The sequence below is a fragment of the Microbulbifer sp. genome, assembly GCF_036563125.1.
GTDB lineage: Bacteria > Pseudomonadota > Gammaproteobacteria > Pseudomonadales > Cellvibrionaceae > Microbulbifer.
Map to the genome: position 1 here is coordinate 1 of NZ_DATCMV010000122.1, position 24,952 is coordinate 24,952.

The 24,952-nt window shown below is 60.0% G+C and carries 22 protein-coding genes and 1 pseudogene; 13 read left to right on the forward strand and 10 right to left on the reverse strand.

Features of this window, described 5'->3' with window-relative positions; all coding sequences use genetic code 11:
• A pseudogene (locus tag VIL80_RS10145) lies at positions 1–220 on the forward strand (TonB-dependent receptor); the annotation flags it as partial.
• Positions 221–287: 67 nt separating this feature from the next.
• On the opposite strand, the gene VIL80_RS10150 reads toward VIL80_RS10145, so the two are convergent.
• The 4 genes from VIL80_RS10150 to VIL80_RS10165 all read right to left on the reverse strand — a co-directional run bounded on the left by VIL80_RS10150 (position 288) and on the right by VIL80_RS10165 (position 6,346).
• Positions 288–3,059, reverse strand: coding sequence for a valine--tRNA ligase (locus VIL80_RS10150; RefSeq protein WP_332035999.1), 2,772 nt, complete (start codon positions 3,057–3,059; stop codon positions 288–290).
• Between the two features lie 141 nt (positions 3,060–3,200).
• Positions 3,201–4,082, reverse strand: coding sequence for a flagellar biosynthesis protein FlhF (locus VIL80_RS10155; RefSeq protein WP_332036000.1), 882 nt, complete (start codon positions 4,080–4,082; stop codon positions 3,201–3,203).
• Positions 4,083–4,103: 21 nt separating this feature from the next.
• Complete coding sequence (locus VIL80_RS10160; protein WP_332036001.1) at positions 4,104–4,529, reverse strand: DNA polymerase III subunit chi; 426 nt, start codon at positions 4,527–4,529, stop codon at positions 4,104–4,106.
• 347 nt (positions 4,530–4,876) lie between these two features.
• Positions 4,877–6,346, reverse strand: coding sequence for a leucyl aminopeptidase (locus VIL80_RS10165; RefSeq protein ID WP_332036002.1), 1,470 nt, complete (start codon positions 6,344–6,346; stop codon positions 4,877–4,879).
• A 329-nt stretch (positions 6,347–6,675) separates the two neighbouring features.
• Between VIL80_RS10165 and lptF the strand changes: the two genes are divergently transcribed.
• Together lptF and lptG are read left to right on the forward strand one after the other, a co-directional pair.
• Complete coding sequence (gene lptF, locus VIL80_RS10170) at positions 6,676–7,827, forward strand: LPS export ABC transporter permease LptF (RefSeq protein ID WP_332036003.1); 1,152 nt, start codon at positions 6,676–6,678, stop codon at positions 7,825–7,827.
• On the forward strand, positions 7,814–8,875 hold the full coding sequence (gene lptG, locus VIL80_RS10175) for an LPS export ABC transporter permease LptG (RefSeq protein WP_332036004.1): 1,062 nt from the start codon (positions 7,814–7,816) through the stop codon (positions 8,873–8,875). Before lptF ends, lptG begins: the two co-directional genes overlap by 14 nt.
• A 35-nt stretch (positions 8,876–8,910) precedes the next feature.
• Here the strand turns inward: lptG and VIL80_RS10180 are convergent, their stop codons facing one another.
• On the reverse strand, positions 8,911–9,417 hold the full coding sequence (locus VIL80_RS10180; protein WP_332036005.1) for an RDD family protein: 507 nt from the start codon (positions 9,415–9,417) through the stop codon (positions 8,911–8,913).
• Positions 9,418–9,493: 76 nt separating this feature from the next.
• Positions 9,494–9,922, reverse strand: coding sequence for a hypothetical protein (locus tag VIL80_RS10185; RefSeq protein WP_332036006.1), 429 nt, complete (start codon positions 9,920–9,922; stop codon positions 9,494–9,496).
• A gap of 568 nt (positions 9,923–10,490) precedes the next feature.
• Here VIL80_RS10185 and VIL80_RS10190 point away from each other — a divergent pair.
• The 5 genes from VIL80_RS10190 (at position 10,491) to VIL80_RS10210 (ending at position 16,733) form a co-directional block, all read left to right on the forward strand.
• On the forward strand, positions 10,491–13,238 hold the full coding sequence (locus VIL80_RS10190; protein WP_332036007.1) for a family 20 glycosylhydrolase: 2,748 nt from the start codon (positions 10,491–10,493) through the stop codon (positions 13,236–13,238).
• A gap of 85 nt (positions 13,239–13,323) precedes the next feature.
• The gene (locus VIL80_RS10195; protein ID WP_332036008.1) at positions 13,324–14,952 is read left to right on the forward strand and encodes a GMC family oxidoreductase; all 1,629 of its coding nucleotides are present in this window, start codon (positions 13,324–13,326) and stop codon (positions 14,950–14,952) included.
• Entirely contained in the window at positions 14,949–15,773 is an 825-nt protein-coding gene (gene rlmA, locus VIL80_RS10200; protein ID WP_332036009.1) for a 23S rRNA (guanine(745)-N(1))-methyltransferase, read from the forward strand. The genes VIL80_RS10195 and rlmA overlap by 4 nt, the downstream gene beginning before the upstream one ends.
• 77 nt (positions 15,774–15,850) lie before the next feature.
• Positions 15,851–16,279: a tRNA adenosine(34) deaminase TadA gene (gene tadA, locus VIL80_RS10205; RefSeq protein ID WP_527250112.1), complete on the forward strand. Its 429-nt coding sequence runs from the start codon at positions 15,851–15,853 to the stop codon at positions 16,277–16,279.
• 16 nt (positions 16,280–16,295) lie between these two features.
• Entirely contained in the window at positions 16,296–16,733 is a 438-nt protein-coding gene (locus tag VIL80_RS10210) for a potassium channel family protein (RefSeq protein ID WP_332036011.1), read from the forward strand.
• 64 nt (positions 16,734–16,797) lie between these two features.
• Here VIL80_RS10210 and VIL80_RS10215 read toward each other — a convergent pair whose 3' ends face one another.
• Positions 16,798–17,373 (reverse strand): NADPH-dependent FMN reductase, encoded by a 576-nt coding sequence (locus VIL80_RS10215; RefSeq protein WP_332036012.1) that lies wholly within the window; start codon positions 17,371–17,373, stop codon positions 16,798–16,800.
• Between the two features lie 210 nt (positions 17,374–17,583).
• Here VIL80_RS10215 and VIL80_RS10220 point away from each other — a divergent pair, with 210 nt between their 5' ends.
• From VIL80_RS10220 to VIL80_RS10230, 3 genes are read left to right on the forward strand one after another with little or no spacing between them, the layout of a single operon-like run.
• A complete protein-coding gene (locus tag VIL80_RS10220) occupies positions 17,584–18,495 on the forward strand; it encodes a LysR family transcriptional regulator (protein WP_332036013.1) in 912 nt (303 codons plus the stop codon).
• Positions 18,496–18,554: 59 nt separating this feature from the next.
• The gene (locus VIL80_RS10225; protein WP_414684546.1) at positions 18,555–19,931 is read left to right on the forward strand and encodes a hypothetical protein; all 1,377 of its coding nucleotides are present in this window, start codon (positions 18,555–18,557) and stop codon (positions 19,929–19,931) included.
• Positions 19,932–19,970: 39 nt separating this feature from the next.
• The gene (locus tag VIL80_RS10230; RefSeq protein WP_332036015.1) at positions 19,971–20,639 is read left to right on the forward strand and encodes an SOS response-associated peptidase family protein; all 669 of its coding nucleotides are present in this window, start codon (positions 19,971–19,973) and stop codon (positions 20,637–20,639) included.
• A 23-nt stretch (positions 20,640–20,662) separates the two neighbouring features.
• Here the strand turns inward: VIL80_RS10230 and VIL80_RS10235 are convergent, their stop codons facing one another.
• The gene (locus VIL80_RS10235; RefSeq protein ID WP_332036016.1) at positions 20,663–21,409 is read right to left on the reverse strand and encodes a phosphorylase family protein; all 747 of its coding nucleotides are present in this window, start codon (positions 21,407–21,409) and stop codon (positions 20,663–20,665) included.
• Positions 21,410–21,649: 240 nt separating this feature from the next.
• On the opposite strand from VIL80_RS10235, the gene trxA reads away from it, so the two are divergent.
• Both trxA and VIL80_RS10245 read left to right on the forward strand, forming a co-directional pair.
• Complete coding sequence (gene trxA, locus VIL80_RS10240) at positions 21,650–22,504, forward strand: thioredoxin (protein ID WP_332036017.1); 855 nt, start codon at positions 21,650–21,652, stop codon at positions 22,502–22,504.
• 22 nt (positions 22,505–22,526) lie between these two features.
• Positions 22,527–22,844: a YqfO family protein gene (locus VIL80_RS10245; protein ID WP_332036018.1), complete on the forward strand. Its 318-nt coding sequence runs from the start codon at positions 22,527–22,529 to the stop codon at positions 22,842–22,844.
• Here the strand turns inward: VIL80_RS10245 and VIL80_RS10250 are convergent.
• Together VIL80_RS10250 and nhaC are read right to left on the reverse strand one after the other, a co-directional pair.
• A complete protein-coding gene (locus VIL80_RS10250) occupies positions 22,841–23,377 on the reverse strand; it encodes an NUDIX hydrolase (protein WP_332036019.1) in 537 nt (178 codons plus the stop codon). The genes VIL80_RS10245 and VIL80_RS10250 overlap by 4 nt on opposite strands.
• A gap of 49 nt (positions 23,378–23,426) precedes the next feature.
• Complete coding sequence (nhaC, locus tag VIL80_RS10255; RefSeq protein ID WP_332036020.1) at positions 23,427–24,917, reverse strand: Na+/H+ antiporter NhaC; 1,491 nt, start codon at positions 24,915–24,917, stop codon at positions 23,427–23,429.
• Positions 24,918–24,952: the final 35 nt, after the last annotated feature.

Consider the following 24,952-nt stretch of genomic DNA (forward strand, 5'->3'; position numbering starts at 1 on the left):
CACCGATATCGAAAATGCCCACCGCTATCCCGGCCACGAACTGCTGCACCTGCGGTTGCGCCAACAGATCACACCGCGAATGAATCTGGGGGTGCGGATCAATAATCTGGCGAATGTGGATTACGCGGAGCGGGCGGACTACTCGAGCCTGGCGGGTGGCGAGCGGTATTTTATCGGTGAGCCGAGAAGTGTTTTCGGGGATATCCGTTTCGAGTTTTGATCGGGCATAAAAAATGGCGAACCGTTTCCAGTTCGCCATTTTTGTTTGCAGGTCTACAAATTCGCCATTACAGGTTCTTCAGGGATTCCAGCTGTTGAACGAAACGGCTGTGGGCAATTTCCAAATCTGCCAGTCGCGCTCTTTCCTTGTTCACCACCTCTTCCGGTGCTTTGTCGACAAAGTTGGCGTTGCTGAGTTTGCCGGAAACTGCGGCCAGTTCCTTGCTCAGTCGATCGATTTCTTTCTGTACGCGCGCACTTTCCGCTTCCACGTCGATCAGCCCGGCCATCGGTACCAGCAACTCCAGCTCTCCGACCAGCGCGGTGGAAGAGGCCGGTGCGTCTGCGCCCGCGGGTAGTGAGTCGATGGACTCGAGTTTCGCCAGCTTGGTCAGCAGCGTGCCGGTCTGATCCAGCAATTTTTGATCCGCCGCGGAAACGTTGCGCAGAATCAGGGGAATGCTTTTCGCCGGGGAAATATTCATCTCGCCGCGAATATTGCGAACGCCTTCGATCACGCCTTTCAGCCAGGCAATCGCCGCTTCGGCGTTCTCGTCGATGCGGTGCTCGTTCGCCACCGGATACTTCTGCAGCATGATGGTGTCGCCGGACTGGCCCGCAAGCTCCTTCACGCGCTGCCAGATTTCCTCAGTGATAAACGGCATCAGCGGGTGCGCCAGGCGCAGGGTGGTTTCCAGCACGCGGATCAGGGTGCGGCGGGTGCCTTTCTTGATCGCGTCGGAGGCGTTGTCGTCCCACAGTACCGGCTTGGACAGCTCCAGATACCAGCTGCAGTATTCGCTCCACACAAAGTCGTACAGCGCCTGGGATGCCAAATCGAAACGGTAGTTGTCGATGGCTTCTTTCACCGCAATTTCGGTGCGCTGCAGCTGGGAAATGATCCAGCGGTCGGCAATGCTCAGTTCAAAATCTTCGCTGCCGTCCTGGCCGCAGTCGTGGCCCTCACAGTTCTGCAGCACATAGCGGGACGCGTTCCAGATCTTGTTGCAGAAGTTGCGGAAGCCCTCGATACGGCCCACGTCAAACTTGATGTCGCGGCCGGTGGAGGCCAGCGAGTAGTAGGTGTAACGCAGGGCATCGGTACCGTAAGCGGCGAGGCCTTCCGGGAATTCCTTGCGGGTCTGCTTCTCGATCTTGTCGCGCAGGTGCGGCTGCATCATGCCGGAAGTGCGCTTCTGCACGAGACTTTCCAGATCGATACCGTCGATCAGGTCGATGGGGTCGAGCACGTTGCCTTTGGACTTGGACATCTTCTGGCCGTGGCTGTCGCGCACCAGGCCGTGCACATACACGGTGTGGAAGGGCACTTCCTTCTTGAAATACAGGGTCAGCATCATCATGCGCGCGACCCAGAAGAAAATGATGTCGAAGCCGGTTACCAGTACGGACGTGGGGTGGAACGCTGCCAGCTCCGGGGTTTCTTCCGGCCAGCCCAGGGTACCGAAGGTCCACAGGCCGGAGGAGAACCAGGTATCGAGCACGTCGTCGTCCTGGCGCAGTTCGATATCGCCCAGGTTGTGCTTCGCGCGGACTTCTTCTTCCGAGCGGCCGACGTAGACCTTGCCGTCGTTGTCGTACCAGGCCGGGATGCGGTGGCCCCACCACAGCTGGCGGGAGATACACCAGTCCTGGATGTCGCGCATCCAGGAGAAGTACATGTTCTCGTAGTTTTTCGGCACGAAATTGACGCGGCCGTCTTCCACCACCTTGATGGCCTCATCCGCCAGCGGCTGGGTTCTGACGTACCACTGGTCGGTGAGCCACGGCTCGATGACCACGCCAGAGCGGTCACCGCGCGGTACCTTCAAGGTGTGCGGTTCGATTTTTTCCAGGCAGCCGATGGCGTCGAGGTCGTCGACGATCTGCTGGCGCGCGGCGAAGCGCTCCATGCCGCGGTATTTTTCCGGCACGTTGTCGTTAAGGTTGGCGTCGGCGTCGAGGATGTTGATCATCTCGAGGTTGTGGCGCTGGCCCATGTCGTAATCGTTGAAGTCGTGCGCCGGGGTGATCTTCACACAGCCGGTGCCGAATTCGCGGTCGACGTAGTCGTCGCCAATGATGGGGATTTCACGGTCCGCCAGCGGCAGCTTGATAGTCTTGCCGATCAGGTGCTTGTAGCGCTCGTCTTCCGGGTGCACCGCCACGGCGGTATCGCCGAGCATGGTCTCCGGGCGGGTGGTGGCGACCACGAGATGGCCGGAACCGTCGGACAGCGGGTAGCGGAAGTGCCACAGGTGGCCCTGCTCTTCCTCGTTCAGTACCTCCAGGTCGGAAATTGCCGTGTGCAGTTTCGGGTCCCAGTTCACCAGGCGCTTGCCGCGGTAGATCAGGTCGTCCTCGTACAGGCGGATAAAGACTTCCTGCACCGCCTTGTAGAAGCCGTCGTCCATGGTGAAGCGTTCGCGGGACCAGTCCGGGCTGGCACCGAGGCGGCGCAGCTGGCGGGTGATGTTGCCGCCGGACTCTTCCTTCCACTCCCACACTTTCTCGATGAACTTGTCGCGGCCCAGCTCGTGTCGGGTCTTGCCGTCTGCCGCCAGCAGGCGCTCTACCACCATCTGGGTGGCGATGCCGGCGTGGTCGGTGCCCACTTGCCACAGGGTGTTGTCACCCTTCATGCGGTGGTAGCGGATCAGGGCGTCCATGATGGATTCCTGGAAACCGTGGCCCATGTGCAGGCTGCCGGTGACGTTCGGCGGCGGGATCATGATGCAGTAGGGATCGGCGGCGGTATCGCCAGAGGGCTTGAAGTAGCCGTTGTCTTCCCAGGTTTTGTACCACTGTTGTTCGATGGCGTTGGGCTGGTATGTCTTGTCCATGCGCGGGGGAGTGCCTTGCGTTGTATGGGCTGGCCGCCCGGACATCTCGATGTCGGGGGCAGTGAATAAATAAAAGGGGCGGAATTATACCGCTGGGGCCAGTGGGGGCAAAAGGCCGGCGGACCAGTTGGTCGACCGCCGTCAGGATTTTTTCGGGTAGAGCTCGTCGAGCATCATGCTGATGCTGAGGCGCAGTTGCCGTTCCAGTTCCGGCAGCTGTTCTGCCACCAGCTGCTCGAGCAGCCGCTCACGCTCCTCGTTGGAAAGCTTGCGATTAGTGCCGGCTGCCGCTTCAGGCTTGGCTGGAGCTGTGTAGTGAGCTGCCGGTGCTACCGCCGGGATGGGATCCGGGCGCGGGATCTTGCCGCCGGTCAGACGCGCGCGAATGTGGGGCGGCAGGAAAGGGTTTTCCGTCATGGATACTGTGGTGACCTTGGGGCTACGGGGGCTCGATGGTATTTGAGCGCTTGTCCGTGTTGCTGGTGGAGTCGCTGGTTTGGCCGGTTTTGCTGCTGGCTCAGCGCGTGCAGGCTCAATGAACTCGGGATCGGCCTGTCGTTCCGGCACTTGTTCCGGGTCGATGTCGAACAGTTCGGGCTGGAACTCCTCGCGGAGGGTTGCTAACCGCTGGGTATTTTCCTGCGACACTGGCTCCGGTGCCGGTCTCGGCAGATCCTGTAGCGGGCGCAGCAGTTTGAGGTCGGCCTCGCTCAGTTCTGTTGAGTAATCGTCGAAGTCGTCCAGTGGGTCTTCGTCGATGGGGGAGAACAGGATTGGCAGGTCGATTTCCGACAGCGGGCGCTGTGGCGACTTTGGCGCATAGTCCGGCACGCGCGGCGGAGTGACATGTTGTTGGGTGTTGTTCGCTTTCTGATCGCTGGTGGGCTCGGCTACCTGATCCAGCAGTGGAATATCCGCTTCCATGTCACTGCCCAGCAGTTCCCGCAGGGAGCTGAGTTCCCTGAGAAGGTCGTGGGGCGGCTGGCCGTTTTGGTGTCTTCTGTTTTTCTTGCGACCGGACATGGACGTGGGTTCAGGTTGCGATCAGTTGCTGATGTTGTGAGATTGTAACGGATATCCCCGATCGCGGTAGTGGGTGTATCGCGTTCTGGAGCGGGCGAGGGAGTCCGGTTGTTGGCAGACGATTTCGGCGAGGCGCTCGAAGCGACTGAACCAGGCGGGGATTTCACTGCAGAGGTTGATGAGCAGGCCGTGGTGCTGGCCGGGATCTTCGCCACTGTTGATTTCGATGGCAGCCTGCTGGTCTTTGTTCTGCAGGGCATGGGGCAGGAAACTGTCTTCCCGGTAGGTCCACAACAGATCGTCCAGTTGCTGTGCCTGCTCCGCGTTGTCTACGGCAAGCAGTACGTGCAGTCCGCTGCGGAAGGCTTTCTCCGCAAGTCGGCAGGCGAAGGTTTGAATTTCGTCAGGGTTTTCAGAGGCCAGGACGTAGAAATCTATTCGGGTCATATCACTTCTAATCAAGAGGTGAAGCTGGATGCGAAGGTGTCGGTGCCGGGTAGTGCCTTGCGAGACCTTCCGCGAGAGGGACCTCGCGGAAGAGCCCCCATGGACGGGTTTACGGCGTGTCTTGCAAGGCACTACCTGGTAGCGGCGCCGCCACAAGACCAGTTCTGTGCTCAGAACGGTGTGCGGTGGCGGCCCTGCTGCCGGTGGCTGTTCGCAGGACACGAGCTAGGCGCCGCCCCTCAACCCATCCATGGGGGCTCGGCTGCGGCCATCCAGGCCGCAGACGGTCCTGCGAACAGCCCCCGGCATCAGTGCCTTTGCTTCGGATTATTCACTTCGTTGTCAGCTTATTTTGATTTCAGAATGTATTGCAGCAACAGCGGTACCGGGCGGCCGGTCGCGCCCTTTGCTGCGCCAGAAGTCCATGCACTGCCGGCAATATCCAGGTGCGCCCAGGTGTATTCCTCGGCGAAGCGGGAGAGGAAGCAGGCGGCGGTGACGGAGCCGGCTTCACGTCCGCCGATGTTCTGCAGGTCGGCGAAGTTGGAGTTCAGCATTGGCTGGTACTCGTCCCACAGGGGCATGCGCCAGGCGCGGTCGCCGGCAGTTTCGCCGGCGGCGATCAGGTCATTGGCCAACTGGTCCTGGTTGGCGTAAAGGCCGGTGGCGTGATTGCCCAAGGCAATAACGCAGGCGCCGGTGAGGGTGGCGATGTCGATCACCACGCTGGGTTTGAATTTGCCAGCCCAGGTGAGAGCGTCACACAGTACCAGGCGACCCTCGGCGTCAGTATTGAGAATCTCAATGGTCTTGCCGCTCATGGATTTAACGATGTCGCCGGGCTTGCTAGCGCGGCCGCTCGGCATATTTTCCGCAGCGGCGACGACGCCGACGACATTCACCGGAGCATTCATTTCAATCAGCGCGTTCATCACGCCGAACACGCTGGCGGCGCCGCACATGTCGAACTTCATTTCATCCATCTGCAGGCCGGGTTTGATACTGATGCCACCGGTGTCGAAGGTGATGCCCTTGCCGACGAGCACGATTGGCTTGTCGCTGGCTTTGCCACCCTTGTACTGCATCGCGATCATCGCCGCGGGTTCATCACTGCCCTTGGCGACGCTCATGAAGGCGCCCATGCCCAGCGCTTCCATCTTCTTGTTGTCGAGTACAGTGGTGGTGAGTTTTGGGTGTTTTTTCGCCAGCGCCTTCGCCTCATTGGCGAGGTAAGTGGGGGTGCACAGGTTGCCCGGCAGGTTGCCGAGTTCGCGGGCGATGTTGCTGCCAAGGGCTTGGGCACTGCCGACATCGGTGCCGGCCTGCACGGTCTTCTGCTGCTTCTTGTCGCTTGCGTGCAGGGTGAATTTGGCGAGTGGATAGGGCTTGGCGTCACTCAGGAAACGGGTGAATTTGTAACCGGCGAGACCCGCGGCCAACGCAAGTTGCTGTGCCTGCCACTCGATATCCGCATCGCGCACAGCCACTTCGGTAAGGTAGCTGGTGGCATCTTTGAACGAAGTTACGGCTTTTGCGCTCGCGCTGGCGAGCTTGCGGAACTCCGCCTGGGATACCGGCGCCTTGCCGGTGCGTACAAACAGCACGCGCTCTGCCTCGCCTTCCAGCAGGGAAACCAGCAGTGTGCTGCCGGCGGCCCTGCCCAGGTCGCCGCGCTTCAGCAGTTTACCGAGGCTGCCGTTGCTCGCCTTGTCGAGGGCATTGCCACTGTCGGTGAGCTGGTCCTTGTCATTGACGGCGATGATGGCGCAGGCGCTGCGCTGTTTGCTGATATCGGTGACCTTGGCGAAAAACTGCATGAAATGGTTCCTTGATGTTCTTTGTGCTCTGAAGCCGTGGCCACCGGGACGGATGTCTTGTCCGTTACTGCCGCGCTGGCGGATTCGGGCGCTGGGGGCCAGACTCCTGAAGACATTGCGAGCGGGCGGGGTGCGGTGGGGCCGGGCCCTGCCAGGCCGAGACATGGCCGGGCTTTTTGGTGATAATGCGCCCCGCAAGTTTAACCCGAGAAGGATCGGATTGCTTGATCGGGTGTCTTATCCGTCACCTGAGTGTCCAATAGTCGGATTCTCGATTTCCAATTCGCCGTTTCTTCAAAGTAAGTGCAATCAGGGAAGCTGGTCGTTCAGTGATTATTTTTCGTTACCTCTGTCGCGAGCTGCTCGGCGCAACACTGGCCGTCAGCGCGGTGCTGCTGCTGATGGTGATGAGCGGCCGTTTTGTCAAATATCTGGCCGAGGCCGCCGCCGGGGATCTGTCGGCAGGCATCCTTTTTTCACTGATGGGATTCAAGCTGCCGGGGTTTCTCGAGCTGGTGATTCCGCTGGGCTTTTTCGTCGGAATCCTGCTCGCTTACGGGCGCCTCTATATAGAAAGCGAAATGACGGTGCTGCACGCCTGCGGCTTCAGTGAGCGGCAGCTGCTGCGCTATACCCTGCTGGTGGCGCTTCTGGTGGCGGCATTGGTAGCGGCGATGAGCCTGTACCTGACGCCGACCGGCATCGAGCGCACCTCCCATCTGCTGACCGCCGACAAGTCCCGCAATGAATTTGATCACCTGGTGCCGAAAAAATTTGTCAGCACCGAGGGTGACAGGGCTGTGTATTACGCAGACTCCCTGAGCGAAGATCGGTCCACCATGCACAACGTGTTTCTTGCGGAGCTGGGAAGCTCACGCGGTGAGACCGAGACGGACCACCAGATTGTGACGGTGGCCCGGGAGGGCGTGCAGCAGATAGACCCGGAAACCGGCCTGCGTTACCTGGTATTGCGGGATGGCTATCGCTATGAGGGGGTTCCGGGACAGAGCGATTACCGCCAGATGGCGTTCTCCAGTTATGAGGTGTTACTGGAAATCCCGCGCCTGCGCACCAAGTACAGTGAACAACTGCAGTCCATGTCCACGGTGGCGCTGTGGCATAGCCAAAATCCCCGCGAGCGTGTCAATCTGCACTGGCGCCTCGGTCTGCCGGTGCTGGTACTGGTGGTGGCGATCCTCGCGGTGCCCCTCAGCCGCACCAACCCGCGTCAGGGACGGTACGCCAAAATGATCCCGGCGGTGCTGTTGTATATCGTATATCTGGTCATCCTGCAGGGGGTGCGGGGTGCGGTTGAGGACGGCAAGATCGAGCACGCCTGGGCCATCTGGCTGGTGCACCCGCCGTTCCTGATTCTCGGCCTGCTGCTGCTCGGCGGGCGCAACCGCAAACCCCGTCGACGGAAAAATTCCGCAGGTGGCGGCACTGATGATGTAAGTGGAGGTGCCAATGAGCCGGCTTGATGGCTATATCGCGCGCACCGTAACGATGGCCATTCTGGCCGTGCTGATGGTGATTCTCGGTCTGGATGTGATTTCCGCGATCGTCGACCAGCTGGGAGACCTTGGCGGTGGCTACAGTTTTGCCAACCTGTTGGAGTATGTGCTGTGGACGCTGCCGGACCGCATTTACAGCCAATTGGGTTTTTCGGCGCTGGTGGGTTGTATGGTGGGGCTCGGTACCCTCGCCGGTACCAGCGAACTCACCGTCATGCGCGCCTCGGGTGTCTCCATCGGTCGCATTGCATGGGCCGTCATGAAGCCGGTGATGGTGCTGATCGTGCTCGGCCTGGTGCTGGCGGAGCTGGTGGTGCCGGCTACCAACCAGACCGCTGAGAGCCGCCGCGCCATTGCCAAGGGCGAACTGGAAAACTCGGGGCTGGAGCAGGGGTTGTGGTTCAGCGAAAATGGCGAGTTTGTGCATTTCAATGCGGCACTGCCCGGAGGTACCCTGTTCGGTATCACCCGCTACCGGTTTGATGAGAACCGCCAGTTGCAGCAGGTGGTGTTTTCCGAGCGCGGCCTCTATCAGGGTGGCCATTGGGAACTGCAGAACAGCCGTCAGACCAGCCTGACTCCCGAGCGTGCCAGCAGCAGCCAGGAGGCGAAGAGTATCTGGGAAACCGACATGTCGCCGGACCTGTTCGCGCTGGTGGTGCCGATGCCTTCCGATCTGTCGCCGCGCAACCTCTGGTCCTACGGCAATTTTCTCGACCGCAAGGGTGAGGAATCCGCGCGTTACTGGCTGGCGTTCTGGAAGAAGGTGTTGCAGCCGCTCACCATTGCCGGTCTGGTGATGATGGCGATTTCGTTTATCTTTGGCCCGTTGCGGGAAGTGACCACTGGCCTGCGGGTATTTACCGGGGTGATTGTGGGGATCGTGTTCCAGACCCTGCAGGACATGCTCGGGCCCTCGTCGGTCGTGTTCGGGTTCCCGCCATTTATTGCGGTACTGGTTCCGATCATCGCCAGCTTCCTGATTGGCTGGTTGCTGTTGAAGCGGGCGCGCTAGTCGCCCGCTTCAACGCAGGATTTGTGTATTTCCCTTCAGAGCTTTTTCGCTTTTTTCTTCTTCGGCAGTTGCCGAACCTCGGAGTCTGACGCCAGATCGTGCCAGCTGGCGCGATCACTCCGCAGGTAACCCCAGAAAAAACCCAGCCCCAGGCAAGCCAGTGAGACGGGGCCCACCAGCGCCCGCACCAGGCACTGGTACCAGCTGATTTGCACACCGTTGTTGTTCGCCACCATCAGGCGCCAGGCGCGCATGCCGATGGTCTGCCCGGCCACACGCCACGACCACAGGAAGTAAGTGGCAGTCACCAGCAGCAGACCCAGCTGGTACAGCGGGCCGCCGACGCAGGGGGTGTAGTCCTGGTGCTCTGGTTGGCAGTGCAGGTCCCCGAAGGTAGACGCGACCAGCATGGCAAAGAAGCCGTATACCATCCACAGCCCCGCCACAATCAGGGCGTCGTAGATCAGTGCCATCAGGCGCGGAAGTACACCGGCGTAAGGGAGGTGATTGAACTGGGTGGGGGACTTGACTGTTTCGGGCACGGGAATCTCCGCCGGTAGAAATTGGCGGAGATTCTAGCAAATTCGGCGTGGTGAGAGTCGTGGCTAGTTTGCCTGCTTAAAACTCATACTCGAAGGATATCGAGAATTTGTCGTCCGACAGGCGGAAGTCGTAATCGAGTGCGTTGTTGAGGCTGCCGTGGCTATTGGTGTAGCGCAGCAGCGGGTGTTGCCTGGCGCGCTTGTGCTGTTCCATGTAGGTCTTGAAACCCATCTTCAGGATTTCATTGATCGCGCGACTGCCGGTCACATTTTCAGACTGGTCGGGATAGGTGAGTACTTCCAGCCACTGGTGATTCAGTCGACGCTGGACCATACCCATGGAGTTGTTGCGCAGATTTTCGGCGGATTCGTACAGGGCGTTGTTGTCCATGCCAAATGCGCTGTCGATGAAGAATGCATTGTCGGCCTGGAGATTGAGGGCACTGGAAGAGTCGGGAATGAAAATGTTGTCGTCAGCGAGCAGGCTCGCGGATACGGGAAGCAATAGTATCCCGAGCGCGGCAGATAGGCTGCTGGCTAGGCACTTGTTGGAACGAAACCGAGAACAACGAGTTTCCATCTTTCCACCCCGGGGCGTTTGTCTACATCAGTTGGTTGCTGAACAACCACTGAATTTATTATGGCTCACCCTTGCTGAACCGTTTTGTCTCACATATTCCGTCATTTTGCCAACCCTGGATGTGAATGTTCTTGGGGTGGCAGTCACTTCTTCGCGAGCCCCGTGGTTGCTGGATATACAGAGTTTCGCCGAGTTTCCGCGGGCTGCGGGGAGGTATCCGCCAATGTTTTTTAATACCGATTTCCCTGAGGAAATCTGCGCCTTATAAAAACTTTGTCTAGTAAACGGGAATTTGGATCACTAGCGGCAGGCGTGGTTCATTAGTCACGTGACTGTTGGCGGGGATTTGGTCTTATTGTGGTGGTGCCTTCCTGTCCCCCGGAATTTGTTGACAGCGTTGTCTTTTTCGCTATGGTGGACGCTTGACCGGTGCCCGTTCACTGCGTCTGCGCCATAAAAAATCAATAGAGCACTAGCCATAAAGAGAAGACCCATGAATCGGCTTCCCCTCTTTGCCAGCCTGGCCCTGTCGGCCTTTATCGTCTCCTGTTCCGATCCAGAGTCCGCGACCGCACCGGAGAAAGCAGGGCACACTGCCGAGGCGGCTATCTCCGCGCCAGAGCGCATTGCCGCCAATTTTTCGGTGACCCAGGAGGTACTGACCAATTTCCAGGGCGTGGACGAAACGGTGCGGGGGCTGTGCAAGCAAGCCGGGGGCAGTGGCGCCACCTGTTCCACTTACCGCATCAGCCTGATCAACAACGGCCCGGCCATCGCTGCCAATGAGCGGGACTGGGTACTTTATTTCCACAGCGTGCGCCGCTCGCTGGCGCTGACCAATAGCGACGCCTTTACCCTGGAACGGGTCAACGGCGACCTGCACCGCCTGATCCCCACCGGGAAGTTTGCCGGTATCGCCAGCGGCGAGACCCTGGCACTGGATATGCTTGCAGAGAGCTGGATGCAGTTCGCGTCCGACTTCCAGCCGCGGCTGTTCGTGGTGGGCGCAGACGGCGAGGCGCGGGTGATCGATTCCACGGACACCGACGATCTGAGCGACATCGCGCTGCCCATCAACAAGAACGACCCGAACAACTGGAAGCGGGCGGCAGACGACGCCAATGTGCTGGCTACCGCCGCCACCCGCTTTGCACGCTTTACCGCGGACGACGCAATCACCGGCGCAGGGGACCCGAACTGGCGCGCCCGTATCATTCCGCAGCCGCTCTCTACCGAGACACTTGCCGGTGCCCCCGTAGTGCTGGGCGCGGGCGTGGCGCTCGAAGCGACTGGCCTAACCGCGGGCAGTGTGAAGGCTCTGGAGCAGCGCCTGTCGCAACTGGGGCTGGCCGAAAAAGGGGAAGACGCCTTCCCGGTGCAGGTTGCCGTGGACAAATCGACCTTTGCGGATAAATCCGCAGGCGCCTATCACCTGGTGGTGAGCGCCGATGGCGCCCAGATAACCGGTGTCGATGCCGCCGGTGCCTTCTACGGGGTGCAGTCCCTGATCGCACTGGTTGACCTCAACAGCAATAGCCTGCCGCAAGTGAAGGTGGAAGACGCACCGCGCTTCCCGCACCGCGGCATGTTCCTGGATGTCGGCCGCAACTTTCACAGCAAGGCGGTGGTGCTGAAGCTGCTGGAGCAGATGGCCGCCTACAAGCTCAATCGCTTCCATTTCCACCTGTCCGACGACGAGGGCTGGCGTCTGGATATTCCCGGCCTGCCGGAACTGGCCGAGGTCGGCAGCCAGCGCTGCTTTGATCTGGACGAAAACAAATGCCTGCTGCCGCAACTGGGGTCAGGCCCCAAAGCGGACAATTTCGGTTCCGGCTACTTCAGCGTGAACGACTATGTGGAAATCCTGCGCTACGCCGCCGACCGTCATATTGAAGTGGTGCCCGAGTTCGACATGCCCGCGCACGCCCGCTCTGCGGTGGTGGCAATGGAGGCGCGCTACCGCAAGCTGAAGGATTCGGACCTCGCCGCCGCGGAGGCCTACCGTCTGATTGACCCCGAGGACGACACCCAGTACCTGTCGGTACAGTTCTACGATGACAGCTATATCAACCCCTGTGTGGACTCCACCTACAACTTTGTGGACAAACTGATCCGCGAGGTGAAGGCCATGCACGATACCGCCGGTGTGCCGCTGAAAAGCTGGCATTTCGGTGGCGACGAGGCGATCAACATCCTCGCCTCCGACGCGTTTGAAGTGGGGCCGGGTAAGGACCCCGAAAAAGGCGATACCAGCGCCGACAAGCGCAGCAAGCCCTGGAGCAACTCGCCCCAGTGCCAGAAACTGGTTGCCAGCGGCGAAGTGAAAGCGCTCGACGAGCTGGGTGAACTCTATGCCAAGCGCGTGAGCAAACTGGTGGCAGAGGCGGGTATTCCCACCATGGCTGCGTGGAATGACGGGGTGAAGAAGATCGGCAACGCCAGCGAGGAACTGGCGACCGAACACAATTATGTTAATTCCTGGGCGCCGCTGTTCTGGGGCGGTGGCGATGAGAGCGCGCACTTTGCCGAAACCGGTTTTGACCTGGTGCAGTCTCACTCCGACTATCTCTACTTCGATATGCCCCAGGAAGTGGATCCGGCGGAGCGCGGCTATTACTGGGCATCCCGCTATACCGACGTGCGCAAGACCTTTAGTTACGCGCCGCTGAACACCGCGCAACAGGCGGAAATCTACCCCAACCGCGACGGCCACGGCTGGAGCGCCGCCTCACCGGCGCCAGAATTTGCCGACAGCGTGCGCGGAATCCAGGGGCAGCTGTGGAGCGAAGTCGTGCGCACCGATGAAGCGGTGGAGTACCAGGTATTTCCGCGCCTACTGGCACTGGCGGAGCGGGCCTGGCACCGGGCGAGCTGGGAACTGCCTCTGCAACAGGGGCAGAAGTTCTCCGCGGAAACGACCTTTGTGGACAAGCAGGCGCTCGCGCGTGACTGGGCCGGTTTCTCCGCCGCACTCGGCAACAAGGAACTGTTGAAGCTGGATCGCGCAGGCATTGGCTATCGCGTACCGGTGCCGGGCGCGCTGGTGGAGGGCGACAGCGTGAAAACTGCACTGCCTTATCCGGGCCTGGCGCTGGAATACTTTGATGGCGAGCAGTGGCAGCCTCTCACCGATGGCGTCGCCCCACAGGCGATCCAGTCGCTGCGCGCAAAGAGCGCCGACGGCCAGCGCGCCAGCCGTGAAGTGATGCTGGAACCTTCCGCCAGCCTGAGTGCAAATTAAGTCACTCTCTCGACCTGTCGCCTTGGCTAGAATGTTCTGATCATCCACTACCAGCGATGATCAGAACAATGGACTGGAGGCGGGTATGGGTAAAAGTCGGGTCTACGACTATGTCATTGTGGGGGCGGGCTCTGCCGGTTGTGTGCTGGCCAATCGCCTGAGCGAAGACGAACAGAATCGTGTGTGCCTGCTGGAAGCGGGTCCCTCCGACCACAACCTGTTGATCCAGATGCCCGCGGGTATCGGCTACCTGCTGCCGGGCAAGCGCTTCAACCGGCACTTCTACACCGAACCTCAACCCAATCTCGACAACCGCCGCCTGTTCTGGCCGCGGGGCAGGGTGCTGGGTGGCAGCAGTGCCATCAACGCCATGATTTACACCCGCGGCAACCCCGGGGATTACAACACCTGGGAAAAGGCGGGCAATCCCGGTTGGGGCTGGTCCGGCATGTTGCCGTACTTCCTGCTGGCAGAAGGCAACCAGCGCGGCAGCGATGCCTATCACAGCGGCTACGGTCCGCTTACCGTTTCCGATCTCAAGTGGAAATCGGCCGCCGGGCGCGCTTTTGTCCAGGCCGGGGTGGAGGCCGGTTACCGGCCCAACCACGATTTCAACGGATACCAGCAGAACGGCGTGGGCTTCTATCAGGTCACGCAGAAATCTGGCCGCCGCTGCTCCGCCGCCACTGCCTATCTTTACCCGGTAAAGAACCGTCCCAACCTCAGTATATTTACCCGCGCAGAGGTGGCTGGGCTCGACTTTAAGGGCAGCCGGGTGAGTGCCGTGACCCTGCTAAATGGCCACCGCATCATTGCCAACAAGGAAATCATTCTCTGCGCCGGCGCCATCCAGTCGCCACAGCTGTTGATGCTCTCCGGTATCGGCCCTGAGGCGGAGTTGAAAAAGCTCGGTATCGTGCCCCAGTGTCACCTGCCGGGCGTAGGCCAGAACCTGCAGGATCATCTGGATATTTCCCAGGTGGTGGAGACCGATCGCGCGGTGGGATTTAACGATGCCTTTTTTCCCAAGCTTGCCGCAGCCATGCGCCTGCCGGAATACCTGCTGCTCAATCGCGGCATGCTCACCAACAACGTTGCGGAAGCCGGCGGTTTTGCCAGTTCCAGCGTCGCCGGAGAGCACCCGGATATCCAGTTTCACTTAAGCGCCGCGCCGCTGTTCAAACACGGTCTGGATAAAAAGGCGGGCAATGGTTACACCCTGCACGCCTGCGCACTGAGGCCGAAAAGCCGTGGCCATATTGCGCTCACCTCCCGCGATCCCAAGGCGTCGCCACTGATCCAGCCTAATTATCTCGCCGACCCGGAAGACCTTCAGGTACTGATCGAGGGGTTTGAAATGGCTCGCGACATCATCGGCCAGTCCGCGCTGAAAACACTGCAGAAACGCTGGTGGGCACCGGCAGAAATGCTGAACGACCGCGACGCGATTGCGAATTTCATTCGCCAGAATGCCGAGACCATCTACCACCCAGTGGGCACCTGCAAAATGGGGGACGATGATTTCGCGGTGGTGGATAGTCAGCTGCGGGTGCGGGGCGTGGATGGACTGCGGGTAGTGGATGCCTCCATAATGCCCACCCTCATCAGCGGCAACACCAATGCACCGGTGATTGCCATCGCCGAAAAAGCGGCGGAATTGATCCTCAATAAACCCGCCGTGCAAAAATCACAGGAAATTAGCGAAAGCGCATGATCTGGCAGTGTCCTCATTGCAATCACCCCCTGATGCTCGAAAACCAAAGCTGGCGCTGCAGTAACGGCCACAGTTTCGATCGCGCCAAAGAGGGCTACGTAAACCTGCTGCCGGTGCAGCAGAAACACAGCCGCGAGCCGGGAGATTCCGCGGAAATGCTCGGCGCGCGTCGGCAGTTTCTCGAGGCCGGATATTACGGCCCGCTGGCTCAGGCCATCTGCGCGCAACTCCTACAAAATGCGCAGGGCGAAAATCCGGTACTGCTGGATCTCGGTTGCGGCGAGGGCTATTACGCGCGCAGGCTGGCGGAGAGCGGCTGGTGCCCATCGAATATCTACGGCGTCGATATCGCCAAGGCCGGTGTGCGGTTGGCGGCAAAAAAACTGCCCCAGGCAAATTTTGCCGTGGCCAGCAGCTTCCATCTGCCGGTGGCAGATGCCAGCGTGGACGCACTGCTGCGCGTTTTTGCGCCGGGCCCTGCCGAAGAATTGGTACGGGTACTGAAGCCCGGCGCCAGTCTGCTGGATGTTGCGCCGGGCCCCGACCACCTGTGGGGCCTGAAAACCCGTCTGTACGACACCCCACAGCAACACGCGGCGCCCGCGCCGGTACCGGGGCTCGAACTTACCAGTGAATTGCGCTGCGTCTTTCCGCTGAATATCGCAACCAATGAAGCCGTCAGGAATTTTCTGGCGATGACCCCCTTTGCCTGGAAGGGACGCAGTGAGGCGCGTGAGTTGCTGGAGCAGCAGGATAGCCTGCACCTGGAAGCGGATTTTGTGGTGCGGCATTTCGTCAAACCGGCGACAGCAAGCGAATAAACTTCCATAACATCGCGTATTGAATCGCGTAACAACAAAGGGCCGTAGACTTGGCGACACCGCGGGATTTCATGTTTATGCAGCAGGCACTGGGGCTTGCCGCCAAAGCTGCCGAACTGGGGGAGGTGCCGGTCGGTGCACTGGTGGTACTGGATGGGGTGGTCATCGGCGAGGGCTTCAATCAGCCGATTACCGCATCGGACCCCAGCGCGCATGCCGAAGTGGTTGCACTGCGCGCCGCCGCCAGGCATATGAACAATTACCGCCTGCCCGGCGCCACCCTGTATGTCACCATTGAACCCTGCACCATGTGCTTCGGTACCCTGGTGCACGCCCGCATCGCACGCCTGGTCTACGGCGCCGCGGAACCACGTGCCGGTGTGGTGGTGAGCCAGTTACAGCTGGCAGAGCAGACGTTTTTCAACCATAAGATCCAGGTGGAAGGCGGGGTTCTGCAGGACGAGGCCGGCACCCTGGTAAGGGATTTTTTCCAGAAACGACGTTAACCAGAACTTCACTGATATGTTGATGACATTCCTGATCAACAGCCTGCTGGTCGCTTGCGCCATCGTCATACACCACGAAGTGTTGAACGGGCTGTTCAAGCTGGGGCACAAGCTGCAGTTACGGCGCAATCTCGGCGTATTGATGGGGGTATTCGGTGCGCTGATCGGGCATATCGCCGAAATCTGGCTGTTCGCGTTTGGTTACTACTTTATGTACAGCTCGCCGTTTTTCGGCACCTTGTCGGGGAATTTCAATGGCACCCTGATCGACTGCGCGTACTTTTCCTTTACCACCTATACCTCCCTTGGTTTTGGAGATGTCGAGCCTCACGGTGAGCTGCGTTTTACCGCCGGCCTTGAGGCCCTTACCGGCCTGGTGTTGATTACTTGGACCGCGTCCTTCCTGTTCCTGAAAATGCAGAAATACTGGCAGCGCTACGAAGAGGAAAGCTGAGGTGAGGGCTGCGCCCTCACCCGGATTTACCGACGCTTGCTCCGCAGTCCGGTCAGCCGCTGGTTTACACCGCAATCGCGGCCATTGTCTGTTCCACCAGCGTGCGCAGCTGATTCCTTGCGCCATCATCCACCAGATTTCCCTCGGCATCGAAAATATTCATGGATGCCGGAACCGCCAGCATGGTAGGGGCAATCCAGGTGCCCAGCGGCTGCAGGATATCCCGCAGGTGATTGAGTCCGCGCATGCCGCCGAGGCCGCCCGGTGAGGTGGCGAACAATGCGGCGCGGCGACCCTGGAATACTTCGGCGCGGGCGTACTGGCCATCCGGGCGCGATACCCAGTCGATCAGGTTTTTCAGCGCGGCGGTGACCGAACCGTTGTACTCGGGGCTCGCGATCAGCAGGCCGTCGGCGCTGGCAAACAGGTCCTTCAGGCGGCTGACCTGCTCGGGTATGCCGGCGGCTTCGATGTCTTCATCGAACAGGGGCAGCGGGAAGTCCCGCAGGTTCACTTCCACCACTTCGGCACCGGCATCCCGCGCCATTTGCGCGGCGGCGGAAGCCAGCAGGCGGTTCCAGGAGTCCTGACGCAGGCTGCCGGCGAGGGCCAGCAGGCGGGGTTTACGGTTGTTGCTCATGATCATACCTCTGGTATTTGTTGCTGGCCGCTTCGACCTTGTGTAGGGGCGGTATCGTTGATGGCGCCATTCTGGCAAAGGTGGCGGGCAGCAGAAATGCTCTACTTGCAATGAGTCTGTGCATATTTGCACAGACATGCCTGCAGCGTTAGAGTCCGCCTGGTCAGATTTTGAGTTCGCTTGTGAGTCCAAATGGGGGGGGAGGCCTGCATGTCCGGCAGTTCGGTCAAGGACTGGAACAACCTGCACTATGCGCTGGCCGTTGCGCGTGCGGGCACCTTGTCGGGCGCGGCACTGGAACTGGAGGTGTCCCATTCCACCGTGCTGCGTCGTATCGACGCGCTGGAGAGGGCGCTAAAAACCCGCCTGTTCATTCGTCATCCCCGTGGCTATGTACCCACCGAGGCAGGGCAGATCCTGATGCGCGCCGCGGAAAATATGCAGGATCAGCTGGACCTGCTGGTGGGCAAGATGCAGGGGGTGGATGAAGCGCTGCACGGCACACTCATCATCACGACCGTCAACACCCTGATCCCGCAGCTGATGCCCATCATGCGTGAATTTCAGGTGCAGAACCCACAGGTGCAGCTGCAGCTGGTGGCGGACCGTCGCCACCTGCGACTGGAACACGGCGAAGCACATATCGGCATTCGCCCGGGTGCCAGGCCCAGCGAGCCGGATTACGTGGTGCAGCCGGCCATTTCCCTGCAGAACTCCCTGTACGCCTCCGATGCCTACATCCGCGAGTGCGGACCGCTGGTTAGTCGCGACGATCTGTCGGGGCATCGCTTTATTGCGCCGGTGGAGGCCTATGATTTCATCCCCAGCCTGGACTGGATTGCCAAACGGGTGCCGGAAGAACAGGTGGTGTTCCGCTGCAATGAATTTTCCGGGTTCGAGGATGCCGCGCGCTGCGGCGTGGGAATCGCCGCCCTGCACAGCTGGTGTGCGGAAGCGCGTCCTGGCTTGCGGCGTATGATCGAGCCACCGGAGGAGTGGCGTACGAACTTGTGGCTGGTTACACACCGGGATATGCACCGCACGCGCAAGGTGCAGCTGTTTCTGGAGTGGATCAAACGGGCGCTGGCCCGTCTGCCACCAGCGGTCGGCGTGAAACCCTGAATCGACTATGATCGTCGGCGATGAAGCGAAAACTCTCTCAAGAAATATCAACCGGAAGGATGTGCGTGAAAAAAATAATGACCTCCGCGGCGATGTGCCTGCTTGCTGCCCTAATCGCGGGTTGTGACGCCCGCAAGACCGAAACTGCCCCGGCGCCGTCTTCAACCGAAACTGCACCGCCGGTGACACCGATGGCGCCGGAAAATCCCACAGACGATACTGCGCTGGACCAGTTGGCGGAAGATTATGTACGCCTGGTGCTGACGCTGGGTAAACACGACAAGAGCTATGTGGATGCCTACTATGGCCCCGCGGCGTGGAAGGACGAAGCGGAAGCGGATCAGGCCTCACCGGCGGAACTCGCCAGCCGCGCGGAACTGCTGCTGGCCAAACTGCCGGAAACCATCGAGCCGGCGAGCGACCTGCAGACGCTTCGCCAGCAATACCTCAAAACCCAGCTCAGTGCCGTCATGGCCCATGCTCACCAGTTAGCCGACGCAGACGCCCGCAATTTCCAGAAGGAAGCCAAAGCCCTTTACGACACCGAACCACCGGTGCAGGAATACGCGGAATTTGATAAAGAACTGGCGGCGCTGGAAAAAGAGCTGCCGGGAAGCGAACCACTGCACATTCGTGTGCAGCAATTCCAGCAACAGTATCGGATTCCGGAAGACAAACTGGACGCGGTGTTCAATGCCGCTATCGACGAGTGTAAAAAACGTACCAAGGCGCATATCCAGTTGCCGCAAAACGAGAGCTTCCGGCTTGAATACGTGCAGGACAAACCCTGGAGTGGTTACAACTGGTATCAGGGCGATGCCCACAGCCTGATCCAGATCAACACCGAACTTCCCATCTATATCGACCGCGCCGTGGACCTCGGCTGCCACGAAGGTTATCCCGGGCACCACACCTACAATGCGCTGCTGGAGCAAAAGCTGGTGAAGGATCAGGGCTGGGTGGAGTACAGCGTCTACCCGCTGTTCAGCCCGCAATCCCTGATCGCCGAGGGCAGCGCCAATTACGGTATCGACCTCGCGTTTCCCGGCGATGAAAAAACACGTTTTGAACAGGAGACCCTGTATCCGCTCGCCGGTCTCGACCCTGCCGGTGCAGAAAAATACCAGCGGGTGCTGGACCTGCTGGCAAAGCTGAAGTTCGCGGAAAATATCGTCGCGCGGGAATATATCGACGGCGACATCAACCGCGAGGAAGCCATTGCCCGCTTCCAGAAATACACCGCCATGAGCCCGGAGAAGGCGGCGCAACGCGTGCGTTTCGTGGATGCCTACGGCGCCTACGTGATCAACTACAACTGGGGCAAACAGTTGGTGGCGGAATATGTGGAGCAGGGCGCGGATTCACCGGATGAGCGCTGGGAGAAATTTTCCAGGCTGCTTTCATCCCCGCGCTTGCCCTCGTCATTGAACTGGTAATTGCGGGGATAATGGCGGTGGCAATGTTTGGCAGAGCCTATGTGCAGTGTCTTTGACGTCAACGACGATGCTGGTATAGAGCGCTTTCTGGAAGAGTGCGGTGTTCTGCATCCACAGCGCATGTTGTTCGGGCGCCGCCGGCGCCCAACCACTCTGGTCAGCATAGTCACCGCCCGCCACGGCCAGCCGGAAGTGGAAAATGCCATCTGGCATCTGTATCTGGAAAAAAGCGGCGACCAGTGGAAGCCCCATAAAAAATACTGGTCCATCAACAGCAACTCGCAAAAGCTCCCGCAGCGCCCGGAGTACCGAAAGTCCCGTTGCCTGATTCCCGCCAGCGCCTGGGTAGAGAGCCAGCACGGCAAGAATCCGGTGGAGTTCAGCTTTGGTGAGCCGTTCTTTTTCTGCGGCCTGTACAAAACCTGGGGCGACCTGCTGAGCTGCTCGATCATCACACTTGCTGCGCACCCGCAAACCGCCCGCTTTCATGAAAAAAGCTTTCCCATGATCGCGCCCAGGGACCAGGGGTTTATCCAGCAGTGGCTGCTGGGTGGGGAAAATACCGAGTCGTTCGCGCCGTATCTGCACCCGCACATCACCCTCGGTGAGCAGAAATTGCAAGTGCAGCCACTGCGCAAGGCCATGGGATTGGAATATACCGGTGAGGTGCAACTGGTTGAAAATACTGGTGCACTGCACAACCGCTGAACGCAATGCCGGTTAAGCAAGATTTACTCTGACAGTTCGGCGATACATTTTCCGCCCAGGTATTCCAGTACCCGCAGCAACTCGCCTTGCAGGCAGCGGCTGGCAGTAGCGAGATTTTCCACAAACTGGGCTTCCGACGTGCCCGGCCCGTCCAGCAGGTTGGTAATGGATTTGACCGCCACGAACGGGGTGCCCTTCAGCATGCATACCCAGGCAACCGCCGCCGCTTCCATTTCCTTCGCCACTGCGCCGAACTGTTCAATCACCGCGACATCTCGCGGCTGCTTCTGCAGCGAACTGCCCGAGGACACGATACCCACTGGCAGAGACAGGTCGGTGGCCATTTTGCGCACGTTCAGCGCCGGGTAGTGGCCGATGGCTGACTCATCGAAGCCCGGTAACGGCACCACGCGATCGTGAAAAACAAAACGGTCATCACTGAGATAGACGGTGCCGATAGCGGCACCGCGTTCGCCAAATCCACCCGCGGTTCCCGCACTGATCAGCAGATCCGGTGAGAAATGTTCGATGGTGGTGTAGGCCATCAGGGTCGCCGCGACCGGACCGATATTGTCCACCTGAAAACGGTGATCGTGGCCACTGACGGTGATGGATATCTGCAGGCCGAACGCATCCCCCGAATAGGTCTGGAAGGGCAGGTCGCGGTCATGAAGTTCCGCATTGGGTACGAGGGCCAGGGCGTCTATTACCGGTCTGGCCTCTTCCATCATGGCAAACGAAAGCGAGATTCGGCGGATGGGCGTATGCATGGTATCCACGGCGTGTGCGTTTGGGGGTGTTGTTTGCCCGCCGCTGCGGGCGGGAGCGAGATGGGCTACTTTAACGGGAAATGGAACCTGCGCAAACGCATACCGCGACGTGCGCAGTGCCTTTGCCATGTGGTGAATTTGCGCCCCAAGTGACCGCAATTTGCCGGCAATCGGGTATCATGCGCCCACATCAAGGCCGCAAACCAATGTGTGGCCGATCAGCAGAATTCAGGAGTATCCGTGGAAGATTTTATCGTCGATGTGACGGCCCAGAACGCCCAGCAGGTTTTGATCGAAGAATCCATGAAGCGCCCGGTGGTGGTGGATGTATGGGCGGACTGGTGCGAACCCTGCAAGCAGCTGATGCCGGTGCTGGAAAAACTGGCAAAGGAGTACGCCGGTCAGTTCCTGCTGGCCAAGCTGAATGCCGACACCGAACAGATGCTGGCGGGACAGCTGGGTGTGCGCAGCCTGCCGACGGTGATGGTGCTGAAAGACGGCCAGCCGGTGGATGGCTTTGCCGGCGCCCAGCCGGAGCGCCAGATCCGTGAAATGCTCGACAAATACCTGCCGAAGCCCTGGGATATCCAGTTGCAGCGCGCACAGAAACTCATCGGTGAGGGCGAGCTGGACGAGGCGCTGCCGATTCTGCGCCAGGCCTACAGCGACTCCGGCGAGCGCGCGGATATTGCCAAGCAATACGCGGCGGTATTGCTGGAGAAAAATCGCACCAAGGACGCGGAAGCGGTGCTCGGCAAGATCCTGCTGGCGGACCAGGACAGCGATTACCAGCAGCTGATGTCGCAGCTGGAGCTGAAACTGCAGGCGGCGGAATCCCCAGAGATCAAGGCACTGCAGCAGGCACTGGAGGCCAACCCGGAAGATTTTGGCTCCGCATACCAGTTGGCCGTGCAATATAGTCAGGCCGAGCGCCACGAAGAGGCACTGGAGTTGCTGCTGAATATTCTGCGTCGGGATATGGGCTATGCGGATGGTGCGGTGAAACAGGCCTACCTGGATATCGTCAAGGCGCTGGGCAAGGGCGATCCGGTGGCAGCGGCCTACCAGCGCAAGCTGATGACCCTGTTGTTCTGATACTTTTTGAGAGAGCAGCGCCTTGTTCAAACTCTGCGTGTATATCCCCGAGTCACACCTTGAAAGCGTGAAACAGGCGCTGTTTGCCGCCGGTGCCGGGCGTATCGGCGACTACGACAGCTGCTGCTGGCAGGTGCTCGGCAGCGGCCAGTTCCGTCCGCTGGATGGCAGCCAGCCGTTTATCGGCCAGCAGGGACAGGTGGAACAGGTGGCGGAGTACCGGGTGGAAACCGTGTGTAAGGATGAGCTGGTGGACGAGGTTCTCACCGCCATGCGCCGCGCCCATCCGTATGAGGAGCCGGCGTTTGATTTATGGCGGCTGGATAGCCGCTGCGGTTAAAGCTTCCGCTCGATGACTCCGCGATGCAGTTGAAAAACCCCGCTTTCCCGATCGCGGAAGTAGTGCTTCAGCGTCTGTGTCATCACCGGGAAGGCCATCTCGTCCCAGGGAATGTCTTTCTCGTCAAACAATTCCACTTCCAGTGATTCCGGCCCCGGGCCGAAGTCCGTGTCGGTGAGTTCCCCGCGGTACATCAGGTACACCTGGTTGATGTGGGGAATGTCGTATACGGAGAAAAGTTCGTCCACACGCAGTTTTGCGCGCGCCTCTTCCCAGGATTCCCGCACCGCACCCTGTTCGCTGCTCTCGCCGTTTTCCATAAAACCGGCGGGCAGGGTCCATAGGCCGTAGCGGGGCTCGATGGCGCGTTTGCACAGTAATACCCGGTCGCCGAGGTAGGGGAGGGTACCGACGATCACGCGGGGGTTTACGTAGTGAATGGCACCGCAGTCCCGGCACAGGTGGCGGGGGCGGTCGTCCCCGGTGGGGATCTCGAATACAACGGTGTGGCCGCAATGGCTGCAAAATTTCATCGCGCCAGTATACGCGTGATACGCGCGGTGCGGAATTGTGTCAGCTGTTTCAGGCTGCGCTGTCGGACTTTGTATCCATCGGCCTGTCCAGCTTCACCAGCTTGAACCCGGTGTAGCCGTACAGCACGCTGAGCGCGGGGCTTGCGATATTGAACAGGCAGAATGGCAGGTAGAGCAGCGTAGGTACACCGAGTACCGCGGCCATAAAGGCGCCGCAGGAATTCCACGGTACCAGCGGTGAGGTCACGGTGCCGCAGTCGGCGGCGAGGCGCGACAGGTTTTGCGGCGCCAGGCCGCGTTTTGCAAATTCCGCGCGAAAAATACGGGTCGGCAATACCAGCGCGATGTACTGGTCCCCCGCCACCAGGTTGAGGCCGAAGGCACTGGCAAATACCGTCAGGAACAGACCGCCAATGGTTTTGGCGCGGTATATCAGTGGATTGATCAGGCGCTTGATAAGACCGAATTCATCCAGCAGCGCGCCGAAGGTGACTGCCCCCATGATCAGCCACAGGGTGTGAAGCATGCTCGACATGCCGCCCCGCGACAGCAGCCGGTCCACATCTGCCACACCGGACTCCATGTGAAAGCCATTTGCCATCGCCTGCCAGATGGCTTTGACCGCGCCGCCGATGCCGAGGCTTTCCTCACCGGCAAACCCTGCGTAGACCGCAGGTTGCAGAAATGCGCCCAGAATACCGGCGAAAATTGCCGATAGCAGCAGTGAGACTGATGCGGGAAATTTGCGGACTGACATTACGACCAGTAACAACAGCGGCAACAGGTTCAGTGCGGTAATCCGAAAAATGCCGTTGAGAGAATCCAGTTCCACCACTTTTTGCAATTCGGTCTGCCCCTCGGCATCGACGCGACCGAGGCCGAGCAGGGTGAATATCACCGCGGCAAACAGAAACGCCGGCATCGAGGTCCAGAACTGGTTGCGGATATGGGTGTAGACATCCACCTTGACCATCTGCGAGGCGAGAATCGTGGTCTCCGACAGCGGTGACAGCTTGTCGCCGAGATAGGCGCCGGAGATAACCGCGCCGGCGGTGATCGCAGTGGAGACTTCCAGCATGCTGGCGATGCCCACCAGCCCCACACCGATGGTGCCGGCGGTGGTCCAGGAGCTGCCGATGGATAGGGCGATCACACCGCAAATCAGTGCACTCGCCACGTAATACCAGGTGGGCGACAGCGCCTGGATGCCGTAGTAGACCAGTGTGGGTATGGTGCCCGACAGGTTCCAGGTGCCGATCAGCGCGCCCACCGCGAGCAGAATGAAAATTGCACTGGTGATGGACGCCAGCGCACCCTGACCGGCCTTCTGCACCGATGCCCAGGAGTGTCCGTTCTTCAGCGCAATCAGCGCGGCGACCATGCAGCACACGATCAGCGCCGTCTGGATCGGACCATCCAGCGCCTGCATGCCGAACAGGGCCAGTGCGCCGCCGATGGATACCGCCAGTGTCAGTAGCGGGATCAGTGCATCGGCGAGAGAGGGCTCGCGGATAGTGGGGAGGTCACCCGACTCTGCCATGGTGAGGATTTCTCGTGTGGGCAGGTTGCCGGCGC